The organism is Streptomyces sp. V1I1 (assembly GCF_030817355.1).
Classification (GTDB): Bacteria; Actinomycetota; Actinomycetes; order Streptomycetales; family Streptomycetaceae; genus Streptomyces.
In genome coordinates this window covers 3,304,071-3,326,183 of record NZ_JAUSZH010000001.1, presented here as the reverse complement: position 1 = coordinate 3,326,183, position 22,113 = coordinate 3,304,071, and the positions used below count along the sequence as shown (strand labels likewise).

The following is a 22,113-nucleotide window of genomic DNA, read 5'->3' as shown; positions in this document are numbered from 1 at the left end:
GCCGTAGGCTTGTGGGGTTGGGCGCCCGTCGCCCTGACCGACTTACTACGCCGTAGGTCCCCGCACCGCACCCGTCCCGCCACTGAGTGGGGAGAGGGATGGCGCATACAGGAAACCCCGGCGAGAGAGGCCGAAGGCCAATTCATGACCATGACTGATCCCATCGCAGACATGCTCACGCGTCTGCGTAACGCGAACTCGGCATACCACGACTCCGTCGTGATGCCGCACAGCAAGATCAAGTCGCACATCGCGGAGATCCTCCAGCAGGAGGGCTTCATCACCGGCTGGAAGGTCGAGGACGCCGAAGTCGGCAAGAACCTCGTCCTGGAGCTGAAGTTCGGCCCGAACCGCGAGCGTTCGATCGCCGGCATCAAGCGCATTTCCAAGCCGGGTCTGCGCGTGTACGCGAAGTCCACCAGCCTGCCGAAGGTTCTCGGCGGCCTGGGCGTGGCGATCATCTCCACGTCCCACGGTCTCCTGACCGGCCAGCAGGCACAGAAGAAGGGCGTGGGTGGGGAAGTCCTCGCCTACGTCTGGTAGTCGGGAACGGAGGAAAAGCTAATGTCGCGAATCGGCAAGCTCCCCATCCAGGTTCCCGCCGGTGTGGACGTCACCATCGATGGCCGCACGGTCGCGGTGAAGGGCCCCAAGGGTTCCCTCTCGCACACCGTCGCCGCGCCGATCGAGGTCACCAAGGGCGAGGACGGCACCCTGAAGGTGCTGCGCCCGAACGACGAGCGTCAGAACAAGGCCCTCCACGGCCTGTCCCGCACGCTGGTGGCGAACATGATCACCGGCGTGACCCAGGGGTACGTCAAGGCGCTCGAGATCAGCGGTGTCGGTTACCGCGTTGCCGCGAAGGGCTCCAACCTGGAGTTCCAGCTCGGCTACAGCCACTCGATCCTGGTGGAGGCGCCCGAGGGCATCTCCTTCAAGGTCGAGTCGCCGACCAAGTTCTCGGTCGAGGGCATCGACAAGCAGAAGGTCGGCGAGGTCGCCGCGAACATCCGCAAGCTGCGGAAGCCCGACCCGTACAAGGCCAAGGGTGTCAAGTACGCCGGCGAGGTCATCCGCCGCAAGGTCGGAAAGGCGGGTAAGTAAGCCATGGCATACGGTGTAAAGATTGCCAAGGGCGACGCGTACAAGCGCGCTGCCATCAAGCGCCGCCACATCCGCGTCCGCAAGCATGTCTCCGGTACGCCGGAGCGTCCGCGCCTGGTCGTGACGCGCTCCAACCGCAACATCGTTGCGCAGGTCATCGACGACATCGCGGGCCACACGCTCGCGTCGGCGTCGACCCTGGACACCTCGATCCGTGGTGGCGAGGGCGACAAGAGCGCCCAGGCCCAGCAGGTCGGCGCGCTTGTCGCCGAGCGTGCGAAGGCTGCCGGTGTCGAGGCCGTCGTGTTCGACCGTGGTGGCAACAGGTACGCCGGGCGCATTGCCGCTCTGGCTGACGCCGCCCGCGAAGCCGGGCTGAAGTTCTAAGCCCCGGTTCCGGGACTAACGGACGTAACAGAGAGAGGTAAATCCAATGGCTGGACCCCAGCGCCGCGGAAGCGGTGCCGGTGGCGGCGAGCGGCGGGACCGGAAGGGTCGCGACGGTGGCGCTGCCGCCGAGAAGACCGCTTATGTTGAGCGCGTTGTCGCGATCAACCGCGTTGCCAAGGTTGTCAAGGGTGGTCGCCGCTTCAGCTTCACCGCGCTGGTCGTGGTGGGCGACGGTGACGGCACCGTAGGTGTCGGATACGGCAAGGCCAAGGAAGTTCCCGCGGCCATCGCCAAGGGCGTTGAAGAGGCCAAGAAGAACTTCTTCAAGGTTCCGCGTATCCAGGGCACCATCCCGCACCCGATCACGGGCGAGAAGGCCGCGGGCGTCGTCCTGCTCAAGCCTGCTTCCCCCGGTACCGGCGTTATCGCCGGTGGCCCGGTGCGTGCGGTGCTCGAGTGCGCCGGCGTTCACGACATCCTGTCGAAGTCGCTCGGCTCGTCCAACGCGATCAACATCGTGCACGCGACCGTGGCGGCCCTCAAGGGCCTGCAGCGTCCCGAGGAGATCGCGGCTCGCCGTGGTCTGCCCCTCGAGGACGTCGCCCCCGCGGCTCTGCTTCGTGCACGTGCGGGAGCGGGTGCGTAATGGCCCGTCTCAAGATCACGCAGACGAAGTCGTACATCGGTACTAAGCAGAACCACCGCGACACCCTGCGTTCGCTCGGGCTCAAGCGCCTGAACGACGTGGTTGTCAAGGAGGACCGTCCCGAGTTCCGCGGCATGGTGCACACCGTCCGCCACCTCGTCACGGTTGAGGAGGTCGACTGACATGGCGGAGAACAACCCGCTGAAGGTCCACAACCTCCGGCCTGCCCCGGGCGCCAAGACCGCCAAGACCCGTGTGGGTCGTGGTGAGGCGTCCAAGGGTAAGACCGCCGGTCGTGGCACCAAGGGCACCAAGGCCCGCTACCAGGTTCCGGAGCGCTTCGAGGGCGGGCAGATGCCCCTCCACATGCGTCTCCCGAAGCTGAAGGGCTTCAAGAACCCGTTCCGCACCGAGTACCAGGTTGTGAACCTGGACAAGCTCGGCGCTCTCTACCCCGAGGGTGGAGAGGTCACGGTGGCCGACCTGGTCGCCAAGGGCGCGGTGCGCAAGAACAGCCTCGTCAAGGTCCTTGGCCAGGGCGAGATCTCCGTGGCGCTGCAGGTGACGGTTGACGCCGTCTCCGGTTCCGCCAAGGAGAAGATTGCCGCTGCCGGCGGCACCGTCACCGAGCTCGTCTGAGACGAGTTCGATGGCTGAAAGCTGAAAGCTGAAAACCGACCGGGGATGCCTCTCAAATGGGGCATCCCCGGTCGGTCGTTCCTAGGGGGGCACTTCCGCCGGTAAGGTGGCGTGCACTGTTGCTGTAAACAAAGGGGGTTCTGCCCCCGGCCGCTCGGTCTGTCCGACTAAGATCGTGCGGATTGCCTGTTAAGTATTCGTCGATCCTCAATACCGTCACCTCTGACGCAGTAGCGCGGGGGTCGCAGGAGGCACCGTGCTCACCGCGTTCGCCCGGGCGTTCAAGACGCCCGACCTGCGCAAGAAGCTGCTCTTCACACTCGCCATCATCGTGCTGTACCGGCTGGGGTCCCATATTCCGGTCCCAGGCGTCAGCTACCAGAACGTACAGATCTGTGTGGACGCGGCCCAGAAGGGCAACAACAGCCTGTTCGGCCTGGTGAACATGTTCAGTGGCGGGGCGCTGCTGCAGATCACCATCTTTGCGCTGGGCATCATGCCGTACATCACGGCGAGCATCATCCTGCAGCTGCTGACCGTGGTCATCCCGCGGCTGGAGGCCCTCAAGAAGGAGGGTTCGGCCGGTACCGCGAAGATCACGCAGTACACGCGATACCTGACCGTCGCCCTCGCCGTGCTGCAGGGCACCGGCCTGGTGGCAACGGCCCGCAGCGGCGCGCTCTTCAGCGGGTGCACAGTCGCCGACCAGATCGTTCCGGACCGCTCGATCTACACGACCATCGTCATGGTCGTCACCATGACCGCGGGCACCGCGGCCGTCATGTGGCTCGGTGAGCTCATCACCGACCGCGGCATCGGCAACGGCATGTCGATCCTGATGTTCATCTCGATCGCCGCCGGCTTCCCTGGCGCCCTGTGGGCCATCAAGGAGAGCGGCAAGCTCGCCAAGGGCTGGATCGAGTTCAGCACGGTCATCCTGATCGGCTTTGTGATGGTCGCCCTGGTCGTCTTCGTCGAGCAGGCTCAGCGCCGTATCCCGGTGCAGTACGCGAAGCGCATGATCGGGCGGCGGTCGTACGGCGGTACGTCCACTTACATCCCGCTCAAGGTGAACCAGGCGGGTGTGATTCCCGTCATCTTCGCCTCGTCGCTGCTCTACATCCCGGCGCTGGTCGCGCAGTTCAGCAGTGGCACTTCGGGCTGGAAGACATGGATTGAGCAGCACTTCGTCAAGGGTGACCACCCGTACTACATCGCCACGTACTTCCTGTTGATCGTGTTCTTCGCCTTCTTCTATGTGGCGATCTCGTTCAACCCCGAGGAAGTCGCGGACAACATGAAGAAGTATGGTGGCTTCATCCCGGGTATCCGGGCAGGTCGACCTACTGCCGAGTATCTGAGCTACGTGCTCAACAGGATCACTTGGCCGGGCTCGCTGTACCTGGGTCTGATTGCTCTTGTCCCGACGATGGCGTTGGCAGGCTTCGGCGGCGCGAACCAGAACTTCCCGTTCGGCGGGACGAGCATCCTCATCATCGTGGGTGTGGGTCTGGAGACCGTGAAGCAGATCGAGAGCCAGCTCCAGCAGCGCAATTACGAAGGGTTCCTCCGCTGATGCGAATCGTCCTCGTCGGACCGCCCGGTGCCGGCAAGGGAACGCAGGCTGCGTACCTTGCCAAGAACCTGTCGATCCCGCACATCTCCACGGGCGACCTCTTCCGCGCCAACATCAGCCAGGGCACGGAGCTCGGCGTACAGGCCAAGGCCTACATGGACGCGGGCGAGCTGGTGCCCGACGAGGTCACCATCGCGATGGCCAAGGACCGGATGGAACAGCCGGACGCCGCGAACGGCTTCCTGCTCGACGGCTTCCCGCGCAATGTCTCGCAGGCCGAGGCGCTCGACGCGATGCTGAAGGCCGAAGGCATGACGCTCGACGCGGTGCTCGACCTGGAGGTCCCCGAGGACGAGGTCGTGAAGCGGATCGCGGGCCGCCGCATCTGCCGCAACGACTCGAGCCACGTCTTCCATGTGACGTACTCCCCGCCGAAGACCGAGGGTGTCTGCGACATCTGCGGCGGCGAGCTGTACCAGCGTGATGACGACTCCGAGGAGACGGTGCGCAGGCGGCTCGAGGTCTACCACACGCAGACCGAGCCGATCATCGACTACTACAAGGCCCAGGGCCTGGTGGTCACGATCTCCGCGCTGGGCAAGGTCAATGAGGTGACCCAGCGGGCGATGGACGCGCTCACGAAGTCCCGCGAGGACTGAGCAGTACTCCGTAGTACCCCAGCAGTACCTTCAGTACGGCCGCGGTGTCCGATGGGCGCCGCGGCCGTACTGTTGAGCAGAGACACGTCAGAGGTGGAAGGCAAGGCAATGGTGCAGATCAAGACCCCGGAGCAGATCGCGAAGATGCGAGAGGCGGGGCTGGTCGTCGCCGCGATCCACGCGGCGACCCGCGAGGCGGCGGTGCCCGGCGCCACCACCAAGGATCTGGACGAGGTCGCCCGCAAGGTGATCGCCGACCACGGTGCGAAGTCGAACTTCCTTGGGTACGGCGGGTTCCCCGCGACCATCTGCACGTCGGTGAACGAGGTCGTCGTGCACGGCATCCCGGACGAGAAGACCGGCCTCAAGGACGGCGACATCATCTCGGTCGACGCCGGCGCGATCATCGACGGCTGGCACGGGGACGCGGCCTTCACCGCGTTCGTGGGCACGGGTCACGCTCCGGAGCTGATCGAGCTCTCCCGGGTCACCGAGGAGTCGATGTGGGCCGGCATCGCAGCGATGAAGAACGGCAACCGGCTGGTGGACGTCTCGCGTGCGATCGAGACGTACATCCGCCGCCAGCCGAAGCCGGGCGGCGGCCGGTACGGGATCATCGAGGAGTACGGCGGCCACGGCATCGGCACCGAGATGCACATGGACCCGCACCTGCTGAACTACGTCACGCGCAAGCGCGGCAAGGGCCCGAAGCTGGTCCCGGGCTTCTGCCTGGCGATCGAGCCGATGGTCTCGCTCGGCACCCCGCACACCGAGGTGCTCCAGGACGACTGGACGGTCATCACGACGGATGGCACCTGGTCCTCGCACTGGGAGCACTCGGTGGCGCTGACGGAGGAGGGCCCGCTGGTCCTCACGTCTCCTGACGGCGGCAGGGCGAAGCTGGCGGAGCTCGGCATCACGGCGGCCCCGGATCCGCTGGCCTGACCCCCTCGCCGCCGCTTAAGGATCTCCGTCGGTGGGCACACTTGCCGGATTCGTCTTTTCGAGTGGCCTGTCGTAGACTGATGCGTCGGCTCTCGTGTACCCGTGTGTCTCCATGCGGCCGCGCGAGTCGATCAAGGTAGCCGATTCGAAGGGCGAAGCGTGGCCAAGAAGCAAGGTGCCATCGAAATTGAGGGCACCGTGATCGAGTCCCTCCCGAACGCGATGTTCAAGGTGGAACTCCAGAACGGTCACAAAGTCCTCGCGCACATCTCCGGCAAGATGCGGATGCACTACATCCGTATCCTCCCGGACGACCGGGTCGTCGTGGAGCTCTCTCCGTACGACCTGACGCGTGGCCGGATCGTCTACCGGTACAAGTAGATCTTGTCGGCACCCCATTCCGTGGGGTGACGGCACTGACCCGGAGAACCTCACATCCCATGAAGGTCAAGCCGAGCGTCAAGAAGATCTGCGACAAGTGCAAGGTGATCCGCCGTCACGGCCGGGTCATGGTCATCTGCGACAACCTGCGCCACAAGCAGCGCCAGGGCTGACGCACGACCTTTCGCACTCGCAGTTCTTCGGGCGACGCACGTAAGTAAGTACATACGCAGATCCCGCCTGGCTTCGGCTGGCGATACCCCCGGTGGAGGCCGGGGACCTGGTCCGTACCACCCTCCTTTTTCACTAAGGGTCGGCGGCCACGGAATGGCTCTGCGGAAGACCTCCGAAATTAAACAGGAGCCATGAATGGCACGCCTTTCCGGCGTTGACCTCCCGCGCGAAAAGCGCGTCGAGATCGCCCTCACCTACGTCTTCGGCATCGGGCGTACCCGGTCCAAGGAAGCCCTTGCGGCCACCGGTGTCGACCCCAACACCCGCGTTCGTGATCTGCCCGAAGAGGACCTGGTCAAGCTCCGCGAGTACGTGGACGCCAACCTCAAGACCGAGGGTGACCTCCGTCGCGAGGTCCAGGCCGACATTCGCCGCAAGATCGAGATCGGCTGCTACCAGGGCCTGCGGCACCGCCGTGGCCTGCCGGTCCACGGTCAGCGCACCAGCACGAACGCTCGTACCCGCAAGGGCCCGCGTCGCGCCATCGCCGGTAAGAAGAAGCCGGGCAAGAAGTAGTCCTCAGCCGGACGCTCATTAGCGGTCTTCGCTGTAGGACCGACCACCTCCCGTAGGAGTAATAGATGCCCCCCAAGGGTCGTCAGGGCGCTGCCAAGAAGGTGCGCCGCAAGGAAAAGAAGAACGTCGCTCACGGGCACGCCCACATCAAGAGCACGTTCAACAACACGATCGTCTCGATCACGGACCCCTCGGGCAACGTGATCTCCTGGGCCTCCGCCGGCCACGTCGGCTTCAAGGGCTCGCGCAAGTCCACCCCCTTCGCCGCACAGATGGCCGCCGAGTCGGCCGCCCGCCGCGCGCAGGAGCACGGCATGCGCAAGGTCGACGTCTTCGTCAAGGGTCCCGGCTCCGGCCGTGAGACCGCGATCCGCTCCCTCCAGGCCACGGGCCTCGAGGTCGGTTCGATCCAGGACGTCACCCCCACCCCGCACAACGGCTGCCGCCCCCCGAAGCGGAGGCGCGTCTGACCTCAGGTGCGTAACGCATCTGTGGTTTTGGGCGGTACGTTCCTTCTGGAGCGTGCCGCCCGTACCCTTGTTCCGTTGGCATCAAATAGTGGGTGCCAAGACTGGAGGCATTTCTCATGCTTATCGCTCAGCGTCCGTCGCTGACCGAAGAGGTCGTCGACGAGTACCGTTCCCGGTTCGTGATCGAGCCGCTGGAGCCGGGCTTCGGCTACACCCTCGGAAACTCCCTTCGCCGTACGCTCCTCTCCTCGATCCCCGGCGCTGCTGTCACCAGCATCCGGATCGACGGTGTCCTGCACGAGTTCACCACCGTGCCGGGTGTCAAGGAGGACGTCACCGACCTCATCCTGAACATCAAGCAGCTGGTCGTCTCCTCGGAGCACGACGAGCCGGTCGTGATGTACCTGCGCAAGCAGGGTCCCGGCCTGGTCACCGCTGCTGACATCGCCCCGCCGGCCGGCGTCGAGGTCCACAACCCGGACCTCGTTCTCGCGACGCTGAACGGCAAGGGCAAGCTGGAGATGGAGCTGACCGTCGAGCGCGGTCGCGGCTACGTCTCCGCCGTGCAGAACAAGCAGGTGGGCCAGGAGATCGGCCGTATCCCGGTCGACTCCATCTACTCGCCGGTGCTCAAGGTCACGTACAAGGTCGAGGCGACCCGTGTCGAGCAGCGCACCGACTTCGACAAGCTGATCGTCGACGTCGAGACCAAGCAGGCCATGCGTCCGCGTGACGCCATGGCTTCGGCCGGTAAGACCCTGGTCGAGCTGTTCGGTCTGGCGCGCGAGCTCAACATCGACGCCGAGGGCATCGACATGGGTCCGTCCCCGACGGACGCCGCGCTCGCTGCCGACCTGGCGCTGCCGATCGAGGAGCTCGAGCTCACCGTTCGTTCGTACAACTGCCTCAAGCGCGAGGGCATCCACTCCGTGGGTGAGCTCGTGGCGCGTTCCGAGGCCGACCTGCTCGACATCCGCAACTTCGGTGCGAAGTCGATCGACGAGGTCAAGGCGAAGCTGGCCGGCATGGGCCTGGCGCTCAAGGACAGCCCGCCCGGATTCGACCCGACCGCCGCCGCCGACGCCTTTGGTGCCGACGATGACGCGGACGCCGGTTTCGTCGAGACCGAGCAGTACTGATCGGGACCCGTCCGGCGGTTGAGTCCTCAATCGCCGGACGGGCTTGATCCACACACTTCCGGTGGGCGGCCGCCCGCCGGTAACTGACACCGGTACCTGGTACGGCCGGTGCAGATCACAAGGAGAAACACCATGCCGCGTCCCACCAAGGGAGCCCGTTTCGGCGGCAGCGCCGCGCACGAGCGTCTGCTTCTCGCGAACCTTGCGAAGTCGCTGTTCGAGCACGGCCGCATCACCACGACCGAGGCCAAGGCCCGCCGCCTGCGTCCGGTCGCCGAGCGCCTGATCACCAAGGCGAAGAAGGGCGACATCCACAACCGTCGCCTGGTGCTGCAGTCGATCACGGACAAGGGCGTCGTCCACACGCTCTTCACCGAGATCGCTCCGCGTTACGCCGAGCGCCCGGGCGGCTACACCCGTATCACCAAGATCGGCAACCGTCGTGGCGACAACGCCCCGATGGCTGTGATCGAGCTGGTCGAGGGTGAGATCGCGAAGAAGGCGACCGTTGCCGAGGCCGAGGCCGCTGCCAAGCGCGCGGTCAAGGAAGACGCCCTCAAGAAGGACGAGGTCGTCGAGGACGCCAAGCCCGAGGGCGACGCCGCTGCGGCGGACGAGTCCAAGGACGCCTGAGCGTTCTGAAGGCTGACGGACGGGCCCGTATCCCTTCGGGGGTGCGGGCCCGTTCCGCTTCGAGAGGATCTGTCGCGTGAGCGATGAGGTGGAGCCGGGGTACGTCCGGGTACGGCTGGATCTGTCGTACGACGGCAAGGACTTCTCCGGGTGGGCCAAGCAGGCCGGTGGGCGGCGGACCGTCCAGGGGGAGATCGAGGATGCGCTGCGTACGGTAACGCGGTCCTCGCAGACGTACGAACTGACAGTCGCCGGGCGCACCGACGCCGGGGTGCACGCGCGCGGGCAGGTCGCGCACGTCGATCTGCCTCAGAGCGTCTGGGCCGAGCACCAGGACAAGCTGCTGCGGCGGCTGGCCGGGCGGCTCTCGCACGATGTGCGCGTCTGGAAGACCGAGGAGGCCCCCGTCGGGTTCAACGCGCGCTTCTCGGCGATCTGGCGGCGGTACGCGTACCGGGTGACCGACAACCCCGGGGGCGTCGACCCGCTGCTGCGCGGTCATGTGCTGTGGCACGACTGGCCGTTGGACGTCGAGGCCATGAACGCGGCCGCGGCCGGGCTGGTCGGGGAGCACGACTTCGCGGCGTACTGCAAGAAGCGTGAGGGCGCCACCACCATTCGTACGCTCCAGCAGTTCGCGTGGGAGCGGGACGAGGCGGGGATCGTCACCGCGACCGTGAAGGCCGATGCCTTCTGCCACAACATGGTGCGTTCGCTGGTCGGCGCGCTGCTGTTCGTGGGGGACGGGCACCGGCCGGTGGAGTGGCCGGCCAAGGTGCTTGCCGCGGGGGTGCGGGACTCGGCCGTCCATGTGGTGCGGCCGCACGGCCTCACGCTGGAGGAAGTCGGTTACCCCGCCGACGAGTTGCTGGCCGCCCGGAACCGGGAGGCCCGCAACAAGCGGTCACTGCCGGGGTCACTGTCCGGCGGGAGCGGTGGCTGCTGCTGAGGCCTGGGCCTCGCCGCGGCGCACGATCTGACGGAACGTGAACTCCGCGAGGTCGTCGCCCGTCTGGAATGCCTTGGTATCGCCCTTGGTGACGGACTTGGCCTTGGTGTAGCCGGTGGCGGTGAAGTAGACGTAGCGGCCGTAGGAGTTGGCGGTGAACCGGCAGACCGGGCCGCCCTTGCAGAAGCCCCCGACGCCGGCGCCGGCGAGCGGGGCGATATTGCCCTGCGCCTGCTGGGCCGCCTTCTTGGCCTCAGCCTCGGTGCCGAAGACCGCGACGCCGACGGTGACGGCGATGCCGTCCTTGCTGTACGTGGCGCGGAAGACCTGGTCGCAGCCGTTCTTCTCGAGGACCGAGCCGAGCGCGCCCTGTGTCGCGGAGGGGCAGGTGCCGGTGCGGGCGGTGGCGCCCTTGGCGTAGACCCGGTCGCCCATCGTCAGCTTCTTGCCCGGGAAGAGGATCTCCGCGCTTAGCGGCGCCGTGTCCTTCTTCTCGTCGGAGATGAAGTCCTTCGGGTTCGGCGGCGGCAGCGGCGCGACCGAGGAGAAGGACGGTTCGGGCCGGGTGGTGTCGCTGGGCAGGTCGGGGGCCGCGGGCAGCTCGCTCGCGTTCTTGTCCCCGGCCTGGTTGCCCCCGTCGCTGTTGGAGGAGACGATCCCGGTCGCCACGACGCCGGCTATCAGGGCGGTCGCGAGTGCGCCGCCGCCGACCAGCAGCCACCGCTTGCGGCGGGCGCGGGCGGCTGATGCGTCGGCCAGCGCGGCCCAGTCCGGTGTGTCCGCCTGCGCGCTCGCGCGCAGGCCGAAGGGGTCGGGTGCGCCCGGCCCGGAGTTGTAAGGGTCTTGCCCCCCGTACGGGTTCTGATTCTGTCCACCGGGGCCCCACTGAGGTCCCCCCTGCCCAAAGCTCATGCCGCGCATCCTAAACCTGTTGGGCGAGGGGGACGGCGGCGGCGAGAATCGGCGCATGGGACATCTCGAGGCGGCGCATCTGGAGTACTACCTACCGGACGGACGGGTGCTTCTCGGCGACGCCTCGTTCCGGGTGGGGGAGGGCGCGGTGGTCGCCCTGGTCGGGGCGAACGGTGCGGGCAAGACGACGCTGCTGCGGCTGATGGCGGGGGAGCTGCAGCCGCACGGCGGCACGGTGTCGGTCAGCGGCGGGCTCGGCGTGATGCGGCAGTTCGTCGGCTCGGTACGGGACGAGCGGACCGTACGGGACCTGCTGGTGTCGGTGGCGCAGCCGCGGATCCGCGAGGCGTCGCGGGCGGTGGACGCCGCGGAGCACCTGATCATGACGGTGGACGACGAGGCCGCGCAGATGAAGTACGCGCAGGCGCTGAGCGACTGGGCGGAGGCGCGGGGGTACGAGGCCGAGACCGTCTGGGACATGTGCACGATGGCCGCGCTGGGCGTTTCGTACGAGAAGGCGCAGTGGCGGCTCGTACGGACTCTGAGTGGCGGTGAGCAGAAGCGACTGGTGCTCGAGGCGCTGCTGCGGGGGCCGGACGAAGTGCTGCTGCTGGACGAGCCGGACAACTATCTGGACGTGCCGGGCAAGCGGTGGCTGGAGGAGCGGCTGAGGGAGACCCGTAAGACGGTCCTCTTCGTCTCCCACGACCGGGAGCTGCTGTCGCGGGCGGCGGAGCGGATCGTGAGCGTGGAGCCGAGTCCTGCGGGGTCGGACGTGTGGGTGCACGGCGGCGGCTTCGGTACGTACCACGAGGCGCGCAAGGAGCGCTTCGCGCGCTTCGAGGAGCTGAAGCGGCGCTGGGACGAGGAGCATGCGCGGCTGAAGGCGCTGGTGCTGCGGCTGCGGCAGCAGGCGGCGATCAGCCCGGACATGGCGTCGCGGTACCGGGCGATGCAGACGCGCTTCAAGAAGTTCGAGGAGGCGGGGCCGCCGCCGGAGCCGCCGCGCGAGCAGGAGATCCGGATGCGGCTGCGGGGCGGCCGTACCGGGGTGCGGGCGCTGACGTGTGCCGGTCTCGAGCTGACCGGCCTGATGAAACCGTTCGACCTGGAGGTCTTCTACGGGGAGCGGGTCGCCGTGCTCGGCTCGAACGGGTCCGGGAAGTCGCACTTCCTGCGGCTGCTGGCGGGGGATGCGGTCTCCCACACCGGGGAGTGGAAGCTGGGGGCGCGGGTGGTGCCCGGGCACTTCGCGCAGACGCATGCGCATCCGGAGCTGCTGGGGCGGACGCTGGTCGACATCCTGTGGACGGAGCATGCGAAGGACCGGGGCGGCGCGATGAGCGTGCTGCGCCGGTACGAGCTGGAGCGCCAGGGCGACCAGCCCTTCGAGAAGCTGTCGGGCGGGCAGCAGGCGCGGTTCCAGATCCTGCTGCTGGAGCTGGAGGGGACGACGGCCCTGCTGCTGGACGAGCCGACGGACAACCTGGACCTGGAGTCGGCTCAGGCCCTGCAGGAGGGGCTCGAGGCGTACGACGGGACGGTGCTGGCGGTGACGCACGACCGGTGGTTCGCGCGGGCGTTCGACCGGTATCTGGTGTTCGGGTCGGACGGGGTGGTGCGGGAGACGGGGGAGCCGGTGTGGGACGAACGGAGGGTGGATCGGGTGCGGTGACTTCGGGCGGTCGGCGGGCCTGGGTGCGGTAGGGGGCCCGCCCGTTCGCGAACCGGGGCTCGGCCGCATCTGGAGCGAGGCGGTCAATGGCCGTTACAGTGGCGGCCGTTGACGGGTGGGGCGGGACCCGGGGGGCGGGCGTGCAGGGTGACGGGATCGCGGATGCGGTCGAAGTGGGTCGCGGCAGATTCGGGCCGTTCACGGTGCTGGCCGAGCTGGCCAGTGGTGGCATGGGGCGGATCTATCTCGCCCGATCGCCCGGCGGCCGTACGGTCGCCGTGAAGACGCTCCTCACCGACAGCGAGGACGACCGGCGGCGGTTCGCCCGCGAGGTGGTGCTGGCGCAGCGGGTCCGGGGCGTCTACACCGCGAGCGTCGTCGAGGCCGACGCGGGCGCGGCGGTGCCGTGGATGGCCACCGAGTACATCCCCGCGCCCTCGCTGCGGGACCTCGTCGACGGCTGCGGGACTCTCGGCGCGAGTGCGCTCCACTGGGTGGCGGCCGGAATGGCCGAGGCCCTGGTCTCCATCCACGCGGCCGGCCTGGTGCACCGGGATGTGAAGCCGTCGAACGTACTGCTCCCGGTCGAAGGCCCGCGGGTGATCGACTTCGGCATCTCGCAGGCCGGTGATGTGACCCGTACGCAGGTGGCACTGGGAACGGTCGCCTACGCCGCGCCCGAGCAGGCGCGGGGCGAGCCGACCACCGCGGCCTCGGACGTGTTCTCGCTCGGGGCGACCCTCTTCTATCTGGCGACGGGCCGGGCGCCGTACCGCGACGGCGGCGCGGGCTCCGCGATGGAGCAGCTGGTGCGGGCGGCGACTGGCGATCTCGACGTCTCCGGGCTGCCCCCGGAGCTCGACGCGCTGATCCTGCCGTGCCTGTCCGTGGACCCGGCCGACCGCCCCGCCCCGGCCGAGATCCTGGCGTACTGCGGGTCCCGGCTCAGCGAGCGGCCGGACGCCCGTAGCGGCGAGGACTGGCTGAATCCGGCGTGGACCGAGGCCATCGAGCGGCACCGGGAGCGGCGGACCCGCGCGGTGGAGGACGCCCGGCGGCGGGTGCAGCCGGACGCGGTGACGGACGCGGTACCGGCGCCTCGGCCGACCTCGCGGATGGCCACGGCGGGGCCGCCGGGTCCGGCCCGGGGCGGCCGGCTCTGGTTGGCTGCCGGGGCGGCGGTGCTCGCCGTAGGGCTCGCGGTGGTCCTTGTGGTACGTCCGTGGGAGGGCGGCGGGACCGCAGCCACGAATGCCCCGGACAAACCCGTGCGCATCCTGGAGGTGGCGAGCGAGTCCGCCGGGACGTGCCCGACCGGTGCGCCTGACGGCCGGTCCTTCACCTCGGACGACCGCCAGACCTGCGTCGTCGTGTCGACGGCGCCCGGGATGACCGTCAACAGATTCAAGGAGGTTTCCGCCTTCGAGAACAAGGAGCGGGGGATGAGCGGCTGGGCCGTCAAGGTCACCTTCGAGGATGCCGACAAGGGGAAGTTCGCCGAGCTGACCGGGCAGGTCGCGGGCCGGCCCAGGCCGGAGGACCAGCTCGCGTTCGTCCAGGGCGACAATCGGCTGCTGGCAAGCCCGGCGATCATTGAGCGGCTGCCCGGCGGGAACGCGATCATCGCCGTGCGGCTCGGGGCCAACGAGGCCGAGTTTCTGGCCAAGGCGCTGGGCGCGCCCTGACCGGTACCCGTCACCGGTTTTGACCCGCCCGGGGGAGCGCGGGTATTCTTCTGGTTCGTTATGCGTATTGGCTTGCTCTATCTCACGTGAGGGGCCCTTACGCCGGTCCACCGGGCCGATGACCAGCGGCAGGCACTCGGGTTGCGTCCCCGTAGCGCCGCCAAGGCTGTCGTGATCGTCCGGGTGGCCCAGTCAGGACCCTTCCCCTAAGCCCTGGGGCTTGGGGAGGCCCCATCACTGAAGAAGCGAAGGCTACGACCGTGCGTACGTACAGCCCCAAGCCCGGCGATGTCACGCGCCAGTGGCACATCATCGACGCGCAGGACATTGTCCTGGGCCGTCTGGCGACTACGGCAGCGAACCTCCTCCGGGGCAAGCACAAGCCGATTTACGCCCCCCACATGGACATGGGCGACTTCGTCATCATCATCAACGCCGAGAAGGTTCACCTCTCCGGCAACAAGAAGACCCAGAAGATGGCGTACCGCCACTCCGGGTACCCGGGTGGTCTGCGCTCCGTCCGCTACGACGAGCTGCTTGCCAAGAGCCCGGAGAAGGCTGTGGAGAAGGCCATCAAGGGCATGATCCCCAAGAACACCCTGGGTCGTCAGATGCTCTCGAAGCTGAAGATCTACGCGGGCGCCGAGCACCCGCACGCTGCTCAGCAGCCGGTCCCGTTCGAGATCACCCAGGTCGCGCAGTAGTTCCGGCCACCCCCTAAGACGTACAGAAAGATCTGAGGAGAATCGTGGCCGAGACCACTGCAGAGACGACCGCCGACGACGTGGCGGGCACCGAGGCTGAAGAGACCTTCGCCGAGGTGACCACCTTCGAGTCGGAGGTTCCCGTCGAGGGCGAGTACACCAGCGAGTCGCTGGCGTCCCGCTTCGGCGACCCCCAGCCCGCTGCCGGCCTGGGCCGTCGCAAGAACGCCATCGCCCGCGTCCGGATCGTTCCGGGCACTGGCAAGTGGAAGATCAACGGTCGCACCCTTGAGGACTACTTCCCCAACAAGGTGCACCAGCAGGAAGTCAACGAGCCCTTCAAGGTGCTCGAGCTCGACAACCGCTACGACGTCATCGCCCGTATCTCGGGTGGCGGCGTCTCCGGCCAGGCCGGCGCCCTGCGCCTCGGCGTGGCCCGCGCCCTGAACGAGGCGGACGTGGACAACAACCGCGCCCCGCTGAAGAAGGCCGGCTTCCTCTCCCGCGACGACCGTGCGGTCGAGCGCAAGAAGGCCGGTCTCAAGAAGGCCCGCAAGGCCCCGCAGTACAGCAAGCGCTAAATCGCACGCTGGCCTGTACGGCTTTCGTTCGCCCCGGCGGCACTCAGTGCTGCCGGGGCGTTCGTTTATCGACAACCTCGGGCGTATAACGGGCTATGGCGCCCAGAGGCTTGCATTTTCGGAGCATTTTCGGAGGACAGCTGTGGGACGACTCTTCGGCACGGACGGCGTGCGCGGTGTCGCCAATGCGGATCTGACGGCGGAGCTCGCGCTCGGCCTGTCGGTCGCTGCGGCGCATGTGCTCGCCGAGGCGGGGACCTTTGAGGGACATCGGCCGACCGCCGTGGTCGGCCGTGATCCGCGTGCGTCGGGAGAGTTTCTGGAGGCCGCCGTCGTGGCGGGTCTCGCAAGCGCGGGCGTGGACGTCCTCCGCGTCGGTGTGCTGCCCACCCCCGCGGTGGCGTACCTCACCGGTGCGCTGGGCGCCGACCTCGGCGTGATGCTCTCCGCGAGCCACAACGCCATGCCGGACAACGGCATCAAGTTCTTCGCGCGCGGCGGGCACAAGCTCGCCGACAAGCTCGAGGACCGTATCGAGACGGTGTACGAGCAGCACCGGACCGGTGAGCCGTGGGAGCGGCCGACCGGCGCCGGCGTCGGACGCGTGACGGACTACGACGAGGGCCTCGACAAGTACGTCGCCCACCTCATCTCCGTACTGCCGAACCGGCTGGACGGGCTGAAGGTCGTCCTCGACGAGGCGCACGGCGCGGCCTTCCGCGTCTCGCCCGAGGCCTTCGCGCGGGCCGGGGCCGAGGTCGTCACCATTGGCGCCGACCCGGACGGGCTCAACATCAACGACGGCTGCGGGTCCACCCACTTGGGTCTGCTGAAGGCCGCAGTCGTCGAGCACGGCGCGGACTTGGGTATCGCGCACGACGGCGACGCGGACCGCTGCCTGGCCGTCGACGGCGCGGGCGAGGAAGTCGACGGGGACCAGATCCTGGCTGTGCTCGCCCTCGCGATGCGCGAGGCCGGGGCGCTGCGCAAGGACACCGTCGTCGCCACCGTCATGTCCAACCTCGGCTTCAAGCTGGCGATGGAGCGCGAGGGCGTAAAGCTGGTGCAGACCGCGGTCGGCGACCGGTACGTCCTTGAGTCGATGAAGGCCGAGGGGTACGCGCTGGGCGGCGAGCAGTCCGGGCATGTCATCGTGCTCGACCACGCGACGACCGGCGACGGCACACTCACCGGCCTGATGCTGGCGGCGCGCGTCGCCGCTACCGGCCGCTCGCTGGCCGACCTGGCGGGAGTCATGGACCGGCTGCCGCAGGTGCTCATCAATGTGCCGGACGTGGACAAGTCGCGGGTGAACACGTCCGCGGAGCTGGCGGGGGCCGTCTCCGAGGCGGAGCGCGAACTGGGCGCCACCGGCCGCGTACTGCTGCGCCCGTCGGGTACGGAGCCGCTCGTACGGGTAATGGTGGAGGCCGCCGACATCGAGCAGGCCCGCTCGGTCGCCGGGCGGCTGGCCGATGCGGTGAAGTCCGCGCTCGGCTGACCTGATCACGCAAAGCGATACGCCGCCCGGCCCCCGACGGGGCCGGGCGGCGTATCGCGTATAGCGCGTATATCGCCGTATCAGAGCAGCGACTTGGCCGCCGTACGCTCCCGCTGCCTCGCCCAGAAGAACTTCTGGGCGAGCAGCGTCAGCGTGCCCGCCAGCACAATGCCCAGCAGATTGAGCAGCAGTTGCCCCGTCGAGCCCCACGCCTGCTTGTACTCCTGGAAGCTGAAAGCCACCGCCGCGTTCGCCGCCGCCGGCACCGTGGTGACCGAGATCGCCACGCCCACCAGCGCACCCGACTTCGCCGAGGTCAGCGAGAGCATGCCGGCCGCGCCCGCCAGGACTGCAACCACGAACGAGAACCAGTCGGGGCGGTAGATGAAGTTGGTGTTGGGACGTTTCGCCGCCAGCAGCTCCTGCTCGAAGAGGTTCACCGAGTCCATGAAGTAGCTGAAGACCACCGTCACGAGCATCGCCGCGGCGAAGCCCACGATCAGCGCCAGGAACGAGCGCCACGCCAGCCGCGGGGCGCGCTGCACCAGCGCTGTGCAGAAGCCCGCCAGCGGGCCGAACTCCGGGCCCACCGCCATCGCGCCCACGATCAGGATCGCGTTGTCGAGCACCACGCCGCACGCCGCGATCATCGTCGCCAGCGCCAGGAACGCGATGTACGTGACCGAGAGCGTCGACTCCTCGTGCGTCGCGTCCGCCAGGTGCTCCCACAGGACCGCGTCCACGCCCTCGCCCGGAGCCTCCTCCTCCGCCGTGTCGGCACGCCTGGACAGCGAGAGACCGATGTTCTCGACGGCGATCGAGCCGGACTCGTCGATGCCGAGCGCGCGCAGGCCGCCGATCAGTTCGTCGCCCGCCTCGCGCGCGACATCGCACATCACCAGGTCGCCCGGGGGATTGCGGGCGGCGCCGGGCACGACGGCGAGGTGCGTCGTGCCGACGGTCGTCTCGATCAGCCGGACCACTTCGGCGGTGCGGTCGGCCGGGGTGATCAGGCGAAGGTGCAGCACGCCGGCGGCTCCTCGGAGTTGGCGCCGGAGTCGGCGTCGGAGTTGCGTCGGAGCACGCGTCAGAGCTTGCGCAGGGACAGGCGCTGGACCTTGTGGTCGGGGCCCTTGCGCAGCACCAGCGTGGCACGGCCGCGCGTCGGAGCCACGTTCTCCAGCAGATTGGGTTTGTTGATGGTGCGCCACATCGTACGGGCGTAGTCCAGCGCCTCCTCCTCGGAGACCTGGGTGTACTTCCGGAAGTACGAGAACGGGTTCTGGAACGCCGTTTCGCGCAGCTTGCGGAAACGGTTGAGATACCAGGTCTCGATGTCCTCGGGGCGGGCGTCGACGTACACACTGAAGTCGAAGTAGTCGGCGAGACCGACTCGCGTGCGGCCGTCCTTGCCGGGCAGGGCCGGCTGGAGGACGTTGAGGCCCTCGACGATCAGGATGTCCGGGCGGCGGACGGTGAGGCGCTCGCCCGGCACGATGTCGTAGATCAGGTGGGAGTAGACCGGGGCGGTGACCTCGTCCTTGCCCGCCTTGATGTCGGCGACGAAACGGGTCAGGGCGCGCCGGTCGTACGACTCGGGGAAACCCTTGCGCGACGTCAGGCCGCGGTCCTGGAGCTCCTTCATGGGGAGCAGGAAGCCGTCGGTGGTGACCAGCTCGACCCGCGGGTGCTCCGGCCAGCGGGCCAGCAGAGCCTGGAGCAGACGGGCGACGGTGGACTTGCCGACCGCGACGGAGCCGGCGACTCCTATGACGAAGGGGGTGCCGCGCTGCGCGCCGTGGCCATTGCCGGCGTCGCCCAGGAAGGTGTTGAGCGCGCCGCGCAGACCGGCGGTGGCCTGTACGTACAGATTGAGCAGTCGAGACAGCGGGAGGTAGACGTCCCGTACCTCGTCCAGGTCGATGACATCGCCGAGACCGCGCAACCGCTCGACCTCCTCGGCGGTGAGGGGGAGCGGGGTTTTGTCGCGCAGGGCGCTCCACTCCGCGCGGGTCAGGTCGACATACGGCGTCGACGCGTGCTCGGCCCGGCGGTGGGCGCTTCGTGGCGGCGAAGAGATCACACGGTCATTGTCGCGGCTTCATGGACGCAGTGGCGGGTGGGATCGGTCACGCGCGGGGCGCTGGGCCGCAGCCGGCGAGAGCGGAATGTCAGTGGCGGACGTCACAGTTTTGGAAGGAGTGGGCGCCGACCCCGGCCCCCGCCGACCCCGGCCCCCGCCGACCCTGAGGGGAATCCCATGACGTACGCGATCCAGGCGGAGGACCTGGCCAAACGGTTCAAGGAGACCCGGGCGCCGGCCGGAGTGGATCTGGCGGCCCGTACAGGCACGGTGCTCGGGCTGCTCGGGCCCAACGGGGCGGGGGAAGACGACGGCGGTGCGGATCTTCGCCACACTGCTCCGGCCATGGACGGCGAGGTGGCCGAGCCGGTGCTGTGGCCGCTGCTGTGGGCCTCCGGGATAGCCGCCGTGTCCTACCCGCTGGCGATGCGGGCGTACCGGGCGAAGGCCTGACGGGGGTCGTAGGCTGCGGACATGTGCGGAATCGTGGGTTACGTCGGCGGACAGTCGGCGCTTGATGTGGTCGTCGCGGGCCTCAAGCGGCTCGAGTACCGGGGCTACGACTCGGCCGGTGTGGCGGTACTCGCCGACGGCGGGCTGGCCGCGGCGAAGAAGGCGGGCAAGCTCGTCAACCTGGAGAAGGAGTTGGTGGACCGGCCGCTGCCGGCCGGGTCCACCGGCATCGGGCACACCCGGTGGGCCACGCACGGCGGGCCGACCGACGCCAACGCCCATCCCCATCTGGACAACGCGGGGCGCGTCGCCGTCGTACACAACGGGATCATCGAGAACTTCGCGGCGCTGCGGGCCGAGTTGGAGACACGCGGGCACGAACTGGCGTCGGAGACAGACACCGAGGTCGTGGCGCATCTGCTCGCGGAGTCGTTCTCGTCGTGCGGGGACCTCGCCGAGTCGATGCGGCAGGTGTGCCGGCAGCTGCAGGGCGCCTTCACGTTGGTCGCCGTGCACGCGGACGAGCCGGATGTGGTGGTCGGCGCGCGGCGGAACTCCCCACTGGTGGTGGGCGTTGGGGAAGGTGAGGCCTTCCTCGCGTCGGACGTGGCCGCGTTCATCGCCCACACGCGGTCCGCGATCGAGCTGGGGCAGGATCAGGTGGTGGAGCTCCGCCGGGACGGCGTGACGGTCACCGACTTCGACGGTGCGCCCGCTCAGGTGCGGACGTACCACGTGGACTGGGATGCTTCCGCGGCCGAAAAGGGGGGCTATGACTACTTCATGCTCAAGGAGATCGCCGAGCAGCCCAAGGCTGTCGCCGATACGTTGCTCGGGCGGATCGACGCCGGCGGGTCGCTGACGCTCGACGAGATCCGGATCCCGGTGTCCGTGCTGCGGGAGGCCGACAAGGTCGTCATCGTGGCGTGCGGCACTGCCTTCCACGCCGGACTGATCGCGAAGTACGCCATCGAGCACTGGACCCGTATCCCGTGCGAGGTGGAGCTGGCGAGCGAGTTCCGCTATCGGGACCCGATCCTGGACCAGCGGACGCTGGTGATCGCGATCTCCCAGTCCGGCGAGACCATGGACACCCTGATGGCTCTGCGGCACGCGCGCGAGCAGGGCGCGAAGGTGCTGGCCATCTGCAATACGAACGGCTCGACGATTCCACGCGAGTCCGACGCCGTGCTGTACACACACGCGGGTCCCGAGGTCGCGGTCGCGTCGACCAAGGCGTTTCTGACGCAACTGGTGGCCTGCTATCTGGTGGCGCTGTATCTGGGGCAGGTGCGCGGCACCAAGTGGGGCGACGAAATCCAGGCCGTCATCCGGGACTTGGCGCAGATCTCGGCGGCGGTCGAGCGTGTCCTGGAGACGATGGAGCCGGTGCGAGAGCTGGCGCGCTCGCTCGCCGGCAAGAACACGGTGCTGTTCCTGGGGCGGCATGTGGGCTATCCGGTGGCGCTGGAGGGCGCGCTGAAGCTGAAGGAACTGGCGTACATGCACGCGGAGGGCTTTGCGGCGGGCGAGCTCAAGCATGGGCCGATCGCGCTGATCGAGGAGGATCTGCCGGTGGTGGTCGTGGTGCCGTCGCCGCGTGGGCGTTCGGTGCTGCACGACAAGCTCGTCTCCAATATCCAGGAGATCCGGGCGCGCGGGGCGCGGACGATCGTGATCGCGGAGGAGGGGGACGACACGGTGGTGCCGTACGCGGATCACCTGATCCGGATCCCGGCCACGCCGACGCTGCTGCAACCGCTGGTGTCGACCGTGCCATTGCAGGTCTTCGCGTGCGAGCTGGCGACGGCGCGCGGCAATGAGGTCGACCAGCCGCGGAACCTCGCGAAGTCTGTCACCGTCGAATGATCATCGGGGTGGGGATTGACGTCGCCGAGATCGACCGGTTCGCCGCGACGATGCGGCGTACGCCAAACATGGCCGGACGGCTGTTCCTGGAGCGGGAGTTGCTGCTGCCCAGCGGTGAGCAGCGGGGATACGCCTCCTTGGCGGCGCGGTTCGCCGCCAAGGAGGCGGTCGCCAAGGCGCTCGGCGCGCCCGGCGGGCTGTACTGGACCGACGCCGAGGTGTACGTCGAGGACAGCGGGCAGCCGCGGCTGCGGGTACACGGGACGGTGGCGGCGCGGGCGGCCGAGCTCGGTGTGCGGTCCTGGCATGTGTCGCTCAGTCACGACGCGGGGGTGGCGTCGGCGGTGGTGATCGCGGAGGGTTGACCGT

26 protein-coding genes and 1 pseudogene are annotated in these 22,113 nt (G+C 68.3%); 24 read left to right on the top strand and 3 right to left on the bottom strand.

Annotation, left to right across the window (positions count from 1 at the left end; all coding sequences use genetic code 11):
• The first annotated feature begins 144 nt into the window (after positions 1-144).
• The 16 genes from rpsH to truA all read left to right on the top strand — a co-directional run bounded on the left by rpsH (position 145) and on the right by truA (position 10,281).
• The gene (rpsH, locus tag QFZ67_RS15435; protein ID WP_307661675.1) at positions 145-543 is read left to right on the top strand and encodes a 30S ribosomal protein S8; all 399 of its coding nucleotides are present in this window, start codon (positions 145-147) and stop codon (positions 541-543) included.
• Between the two features lie 21 nt (positions 544-564).
• Complete coding sequence (rplF, locus tag QFZ67_RS15430; RefSeq protein WP_307661674.1) at positions 565-1,104, top strand: 50S ribosomal protein L6; 540 nt, start codon at positions 565-567, stop codon at positions 1,102-1,104.
• A 3-nt stretch (positions 1,105-1,107) separates the two neighbouring features.
• A complete protein-coding gene (rplR, locus tag QFZ67_RS15425) occupies positions 1,108-1,491 on the top strand; it encodes a 50S ribosomal protein L18 (protein ID WP_093799540.1) in 384 nt (127 codons plus the stop codon).
• A gap of 46 nt (positions 1,492-1,537) precedes the next feature.
• On the top strand, positions 1,538-2,140 hold the full coding sequence (rpsE, locus tag QFZ67_RS15420; protein WP_160506669.1) for a 30S ribosomal protein S5: 603 nt from the start codon (positions 1,538-1,540) through the stop codon (positions 2,138-2,140).
• Positions 2,140-2,322 carry a 50S ribosomal protein L30 gene (gene rpmD, locus QFZ67_RS15415; RefSeq protein WP_307661673.1) on the top strand — a complete coding sequence of 61 codons (183 nt, stop codon included), beginning with the start codon at positions 2,140-2,142 and terminating at the stop codon, positions 2,320-2,322. Before rpsE ends, rpmD begins: the two co-directional genes overlap by 1 nt.
• 1 nt (position 2,323) lies before the next feature.
• Positions 2,324-2,779: a 50S ribosomal protein L15 gene (rplO, locus tag QFZ67_RS15410; protein WP_142214197.1), complete on the top strand. Its 456-nt coding sequence runs from the start codon at positions 2,324-2,326 to the stop codon at positions 2,777-2,779.
• 256 nt (positions 2,780-3,035) lie between these two features.
• Complete coding sequence (gene secY, locus QFZ67_RS15405; protein ID WP_307661672.1) at positions 3,036-4,355, top strand: preprotein translocase subunit SecY; 1,320 nt, start codon at positions 3,036-3,038, stop codon at positions 4,353-4,355.
• Entirely contained in the window at positions 4,355-5,014 is a 660-nt protein-coding gene (locus tag QFZ67_RS15400) for an adenylate kinase (RefSeq protein WP_307661671.1), read from the top strand. Before secY ends, QFZ67_RS15400 begins: the two co-directional genes overlap by 1 nt.
• A gap of 108 nt (positions 5,015-5,122) precedes the next feature.
• On the top strand, positions 5,123-5,959 hold the full coding sequence (map, locus tag QFZ67_RS15395; RefSeq protein WP_307661670.1) for a type I methionyl aminopeptidase: 837 nt from the start codon (positions 5,123-5,125) through the stop codon (positions 5,957-5,959).
• A 159-nt stretch (positions 5,960-6,118) separates the two neighbouring features.
• Entirely contained in the window at positions 6,119-6,340 is a 222-nt protein-coding gene (gene infA, locus QFZ67_RS15390; RefSeq protein WP_003956442.1) for a translation initiation factor IF-1, read from the top strand.
• A 59-nt stretch (positions 6,341-6,399) separates the two neighbouring features.
• Positions 6,400-6,513, top strand: coding sequence for a 50S ribosomal protein L36 (rpmJ, locus tag QFZ67_RS15385; protein ID WP_003956441.1), 114 nt, complete (start codon positions 6,400-6,402; stop codon positions 6,511-6,513).
• Positions 6,514-6,709: 196 nt separating this feature from the next.
• Positions 6,710-7,090 (top strand): 30S ribosomal protein S13, encoded by a 381-nt coding sequence (gene rpsM, locus QFZ67_RS15380; protein WP_307661669.1) that lies wholly within the window; start codon positions 6,710-6,712, stop codon positions 7,088-7,090.
• A gap of 65 nt (positions 7,091-7,155) precedes the next feature.
• Entirely contained in the window at positions 7,156-7,560 is a 405-nt protein-coding gene (rpsK, locus tag QFZ67_RS15375; RefSeq protein WP_003956432.1) for a 30S ribosomal protein S11, read from the top strand.
• 116 nt (positions 7,561-7,676) lie between these two features.
• The gene (locus tag QFZ67_RS15370) at positions 7,677-8,699 is read left to right on the top strand and encodes a DNA-directed RNA polymerase subunit alpha (protein WP_003956430.1); all 1,023 of its coding nucleotides are present in this window, start codon (positions 7,677-7,679) and stop codon (positions 8,697-8,699) included.
• A gap of 132 nt (positions 8,700-8,831) precedes the next feature.
• The gene (rplQ, locus tag QFZ67_RS15365; RefSeq protein WP_307661668.1) at positions 8,832-9,332 is read left to right on the top strand and encodes a 50S ribosomal protein L17; all 501 of its coding nucleotides are present in this window, start codon (positions 8,832-8,834) and stop codon (positions 9,330-9,332) included.
• Positions 9,333-9,408: 76 nt separating this feature from the next.
• Positions 9,409-10,281, top strand: a complete 873-nt coding sequence (gene truA / locus QFZ67_RS15360) for a tRNA pseudouridine(38-40) synthase TruA (protein ID WP_307661667.1) — start codon at positions 9,409-9,411, stop codon at positions 10,279-10,281.
• Here the strand turns inward: truA and QFZ67_RS15355 are convergent.
• Entirely contained in the window at positions 10,249-11,193 is a 945-nt protein-coding gene (locus tag QFZ67_RS15355) for a hypothetical protein (RefSeq protein ID WP_307661666.1), read from the bottom strand. The two genes, truA and QFZ67_RS15355, sit on opposite strands and share 33 nt — an antisense overlap.
• Before the next feature lie 55 nt (positions 11,194-11,248).
• Here QFZ67_RS15355 and QFZ67_RS15350 point away from each other — a divergent pair, with 55 nt between their 5' ends.
• The 5 genes from QFZ67_RS15350 (at position 11,249) to glmM (ending at position 17,339) form a co-directional block, all read left to right on the top strand.
• Positions 11,249-12,868 carry an ABC-F family ATP-binding cassette domain-containing protein gene (locus QFZ67_RS15350; RefSeq protein WP_307661665.1) on the top strand — a complete coding sequence of 540 codons (1,620 nt, stop codon included), beginning with the start codon at positions 11,249-11,251 and terminating at the stop codon, positions 12,866-12,868.
• 86 nt (positions 12,869-12,954) lie between these two features.
• The gene (locus QFZ67_RS15345) at positions 12,955-14,553 is read left to right on the top strand and encodes a serine/threonine-protein kinase (protein WP_307661664.1); all 1,599 of its coding nucleotides are present in this window, start codon (positions 12,955-12,957) and stop codon (positions 14,551-14,553) included.
• Between the two features lie 260 nt (positions 14,554-14,813).
• Positions 14,814-15,257 carry a 50S ribosomal protein L13 gene (gene rplM / locus QFZ67_RS15340; RefSeq protein ID WP_307661663.1) on the top strand — a complete coding sequence of 148 codons (444 nt, stop codon included), beginning with the start codon at positions 14,814-14,816 and terminating at the stop codon, positions 15,255-15,257.
• 44 nt (positions 15,258-15,301) lie between these two features.
• Positions 15,302-15,838: a 30S ribosomal protein S9 gene (gene rpsI, locus QFZ67_RS15335; RefSeq protein WP_373430050.1), complete on the top strand. Its 537-nt coding sequence runs from the start codon at positions 15,302-15,304 to the stop codon at positions 15,836-15,838.
• A 142-nt stretch (positions 15,839-15,980) separates the two neighbouring features.
• Complete coding sequence (gene glmM, locus QFZ67_RS15330; RefSeq protein ID WP_307661662.1) at positions 15,981-17,339, top strand: phosphoglucosamine mutase; 1,359 nt, start codon at positions 15,981-15,983, stop codon at positions 17,337-17,339.
• 80 nt (positions 17,340-17,419) lie between these two features.
• On the opposite strand, the gene QFZ67_RS15325 is transcribed toward glmM, so the two are convergent.
• Both QFZ67_RS15325 and coaA read right to left on the bottom strand, forming a co-directional pair.
• Complete coding sequence (locus QFZ67_RS15325) at positions 17,420-18,367, bottom strand: DUF389 domain-containing protein (protein WP_307661661.1); 948 nt, start codon at positions 18,365-18,367, stop codon at positions 17,420-17,422.
• A gap of 59 nt (positions 18,368-18,426) precedes the next feature.
• Positions 18,427-19,422, bottom strand: a complete 996-nt coding sequence (gene coaA, locus QFZ67_RS15320) for a type I pantothenate kinase (protein ID WP_307661660.1) — start codon at positions 19,420-19,422, stop codon at positions 18,427-18,429.
• Between the two features lie 177 nt (positions 19,423-19,599).
• Here coaA and QFZ67_RS15315 point away from each other — a divergent pair.
• From QFZ67_RS15315 to QFZ67_RS15305, 3 genes and pseudogenes are all read left to right on the top strand, one after another.
• Positions 19,600-19,768, top strand: a pseudogene (locus QFZ67_RS15315) (ATP-binding cassette domain-containing protein); the annotation flags it as partial.
• A 128-nt stretch (positions 19,769-19,896) separates the two neighbouring features.
• Entirely contained in the window at positions 19,897-21,744 is a 1,848-nt protein-coding gene (gene glmS, locus QFZ67_RS15310) for a glutamine--fructose-6-phosphate transaminase (isomerizing) (RefSeq protein WP_307661659.1), read from the top strand.
• Positions 21,741-22,109 (top strand): holo-ACP synthase, encoded by a 369-nt coding sequence (locus QFZ67_RS15305; protein ID WP_307661658.1) that lies wholly within the window; start codon positions 21,741-21,743, stop codon positions 22,107-22,109. The genes glmS and QFZ67_RS15305 overlap by 4 nt, the downstream gene beginning before the upstream one ends.
• The last annotated feature ends 4 nt before the right edge of the window (positions 22,110-22,113 follow it).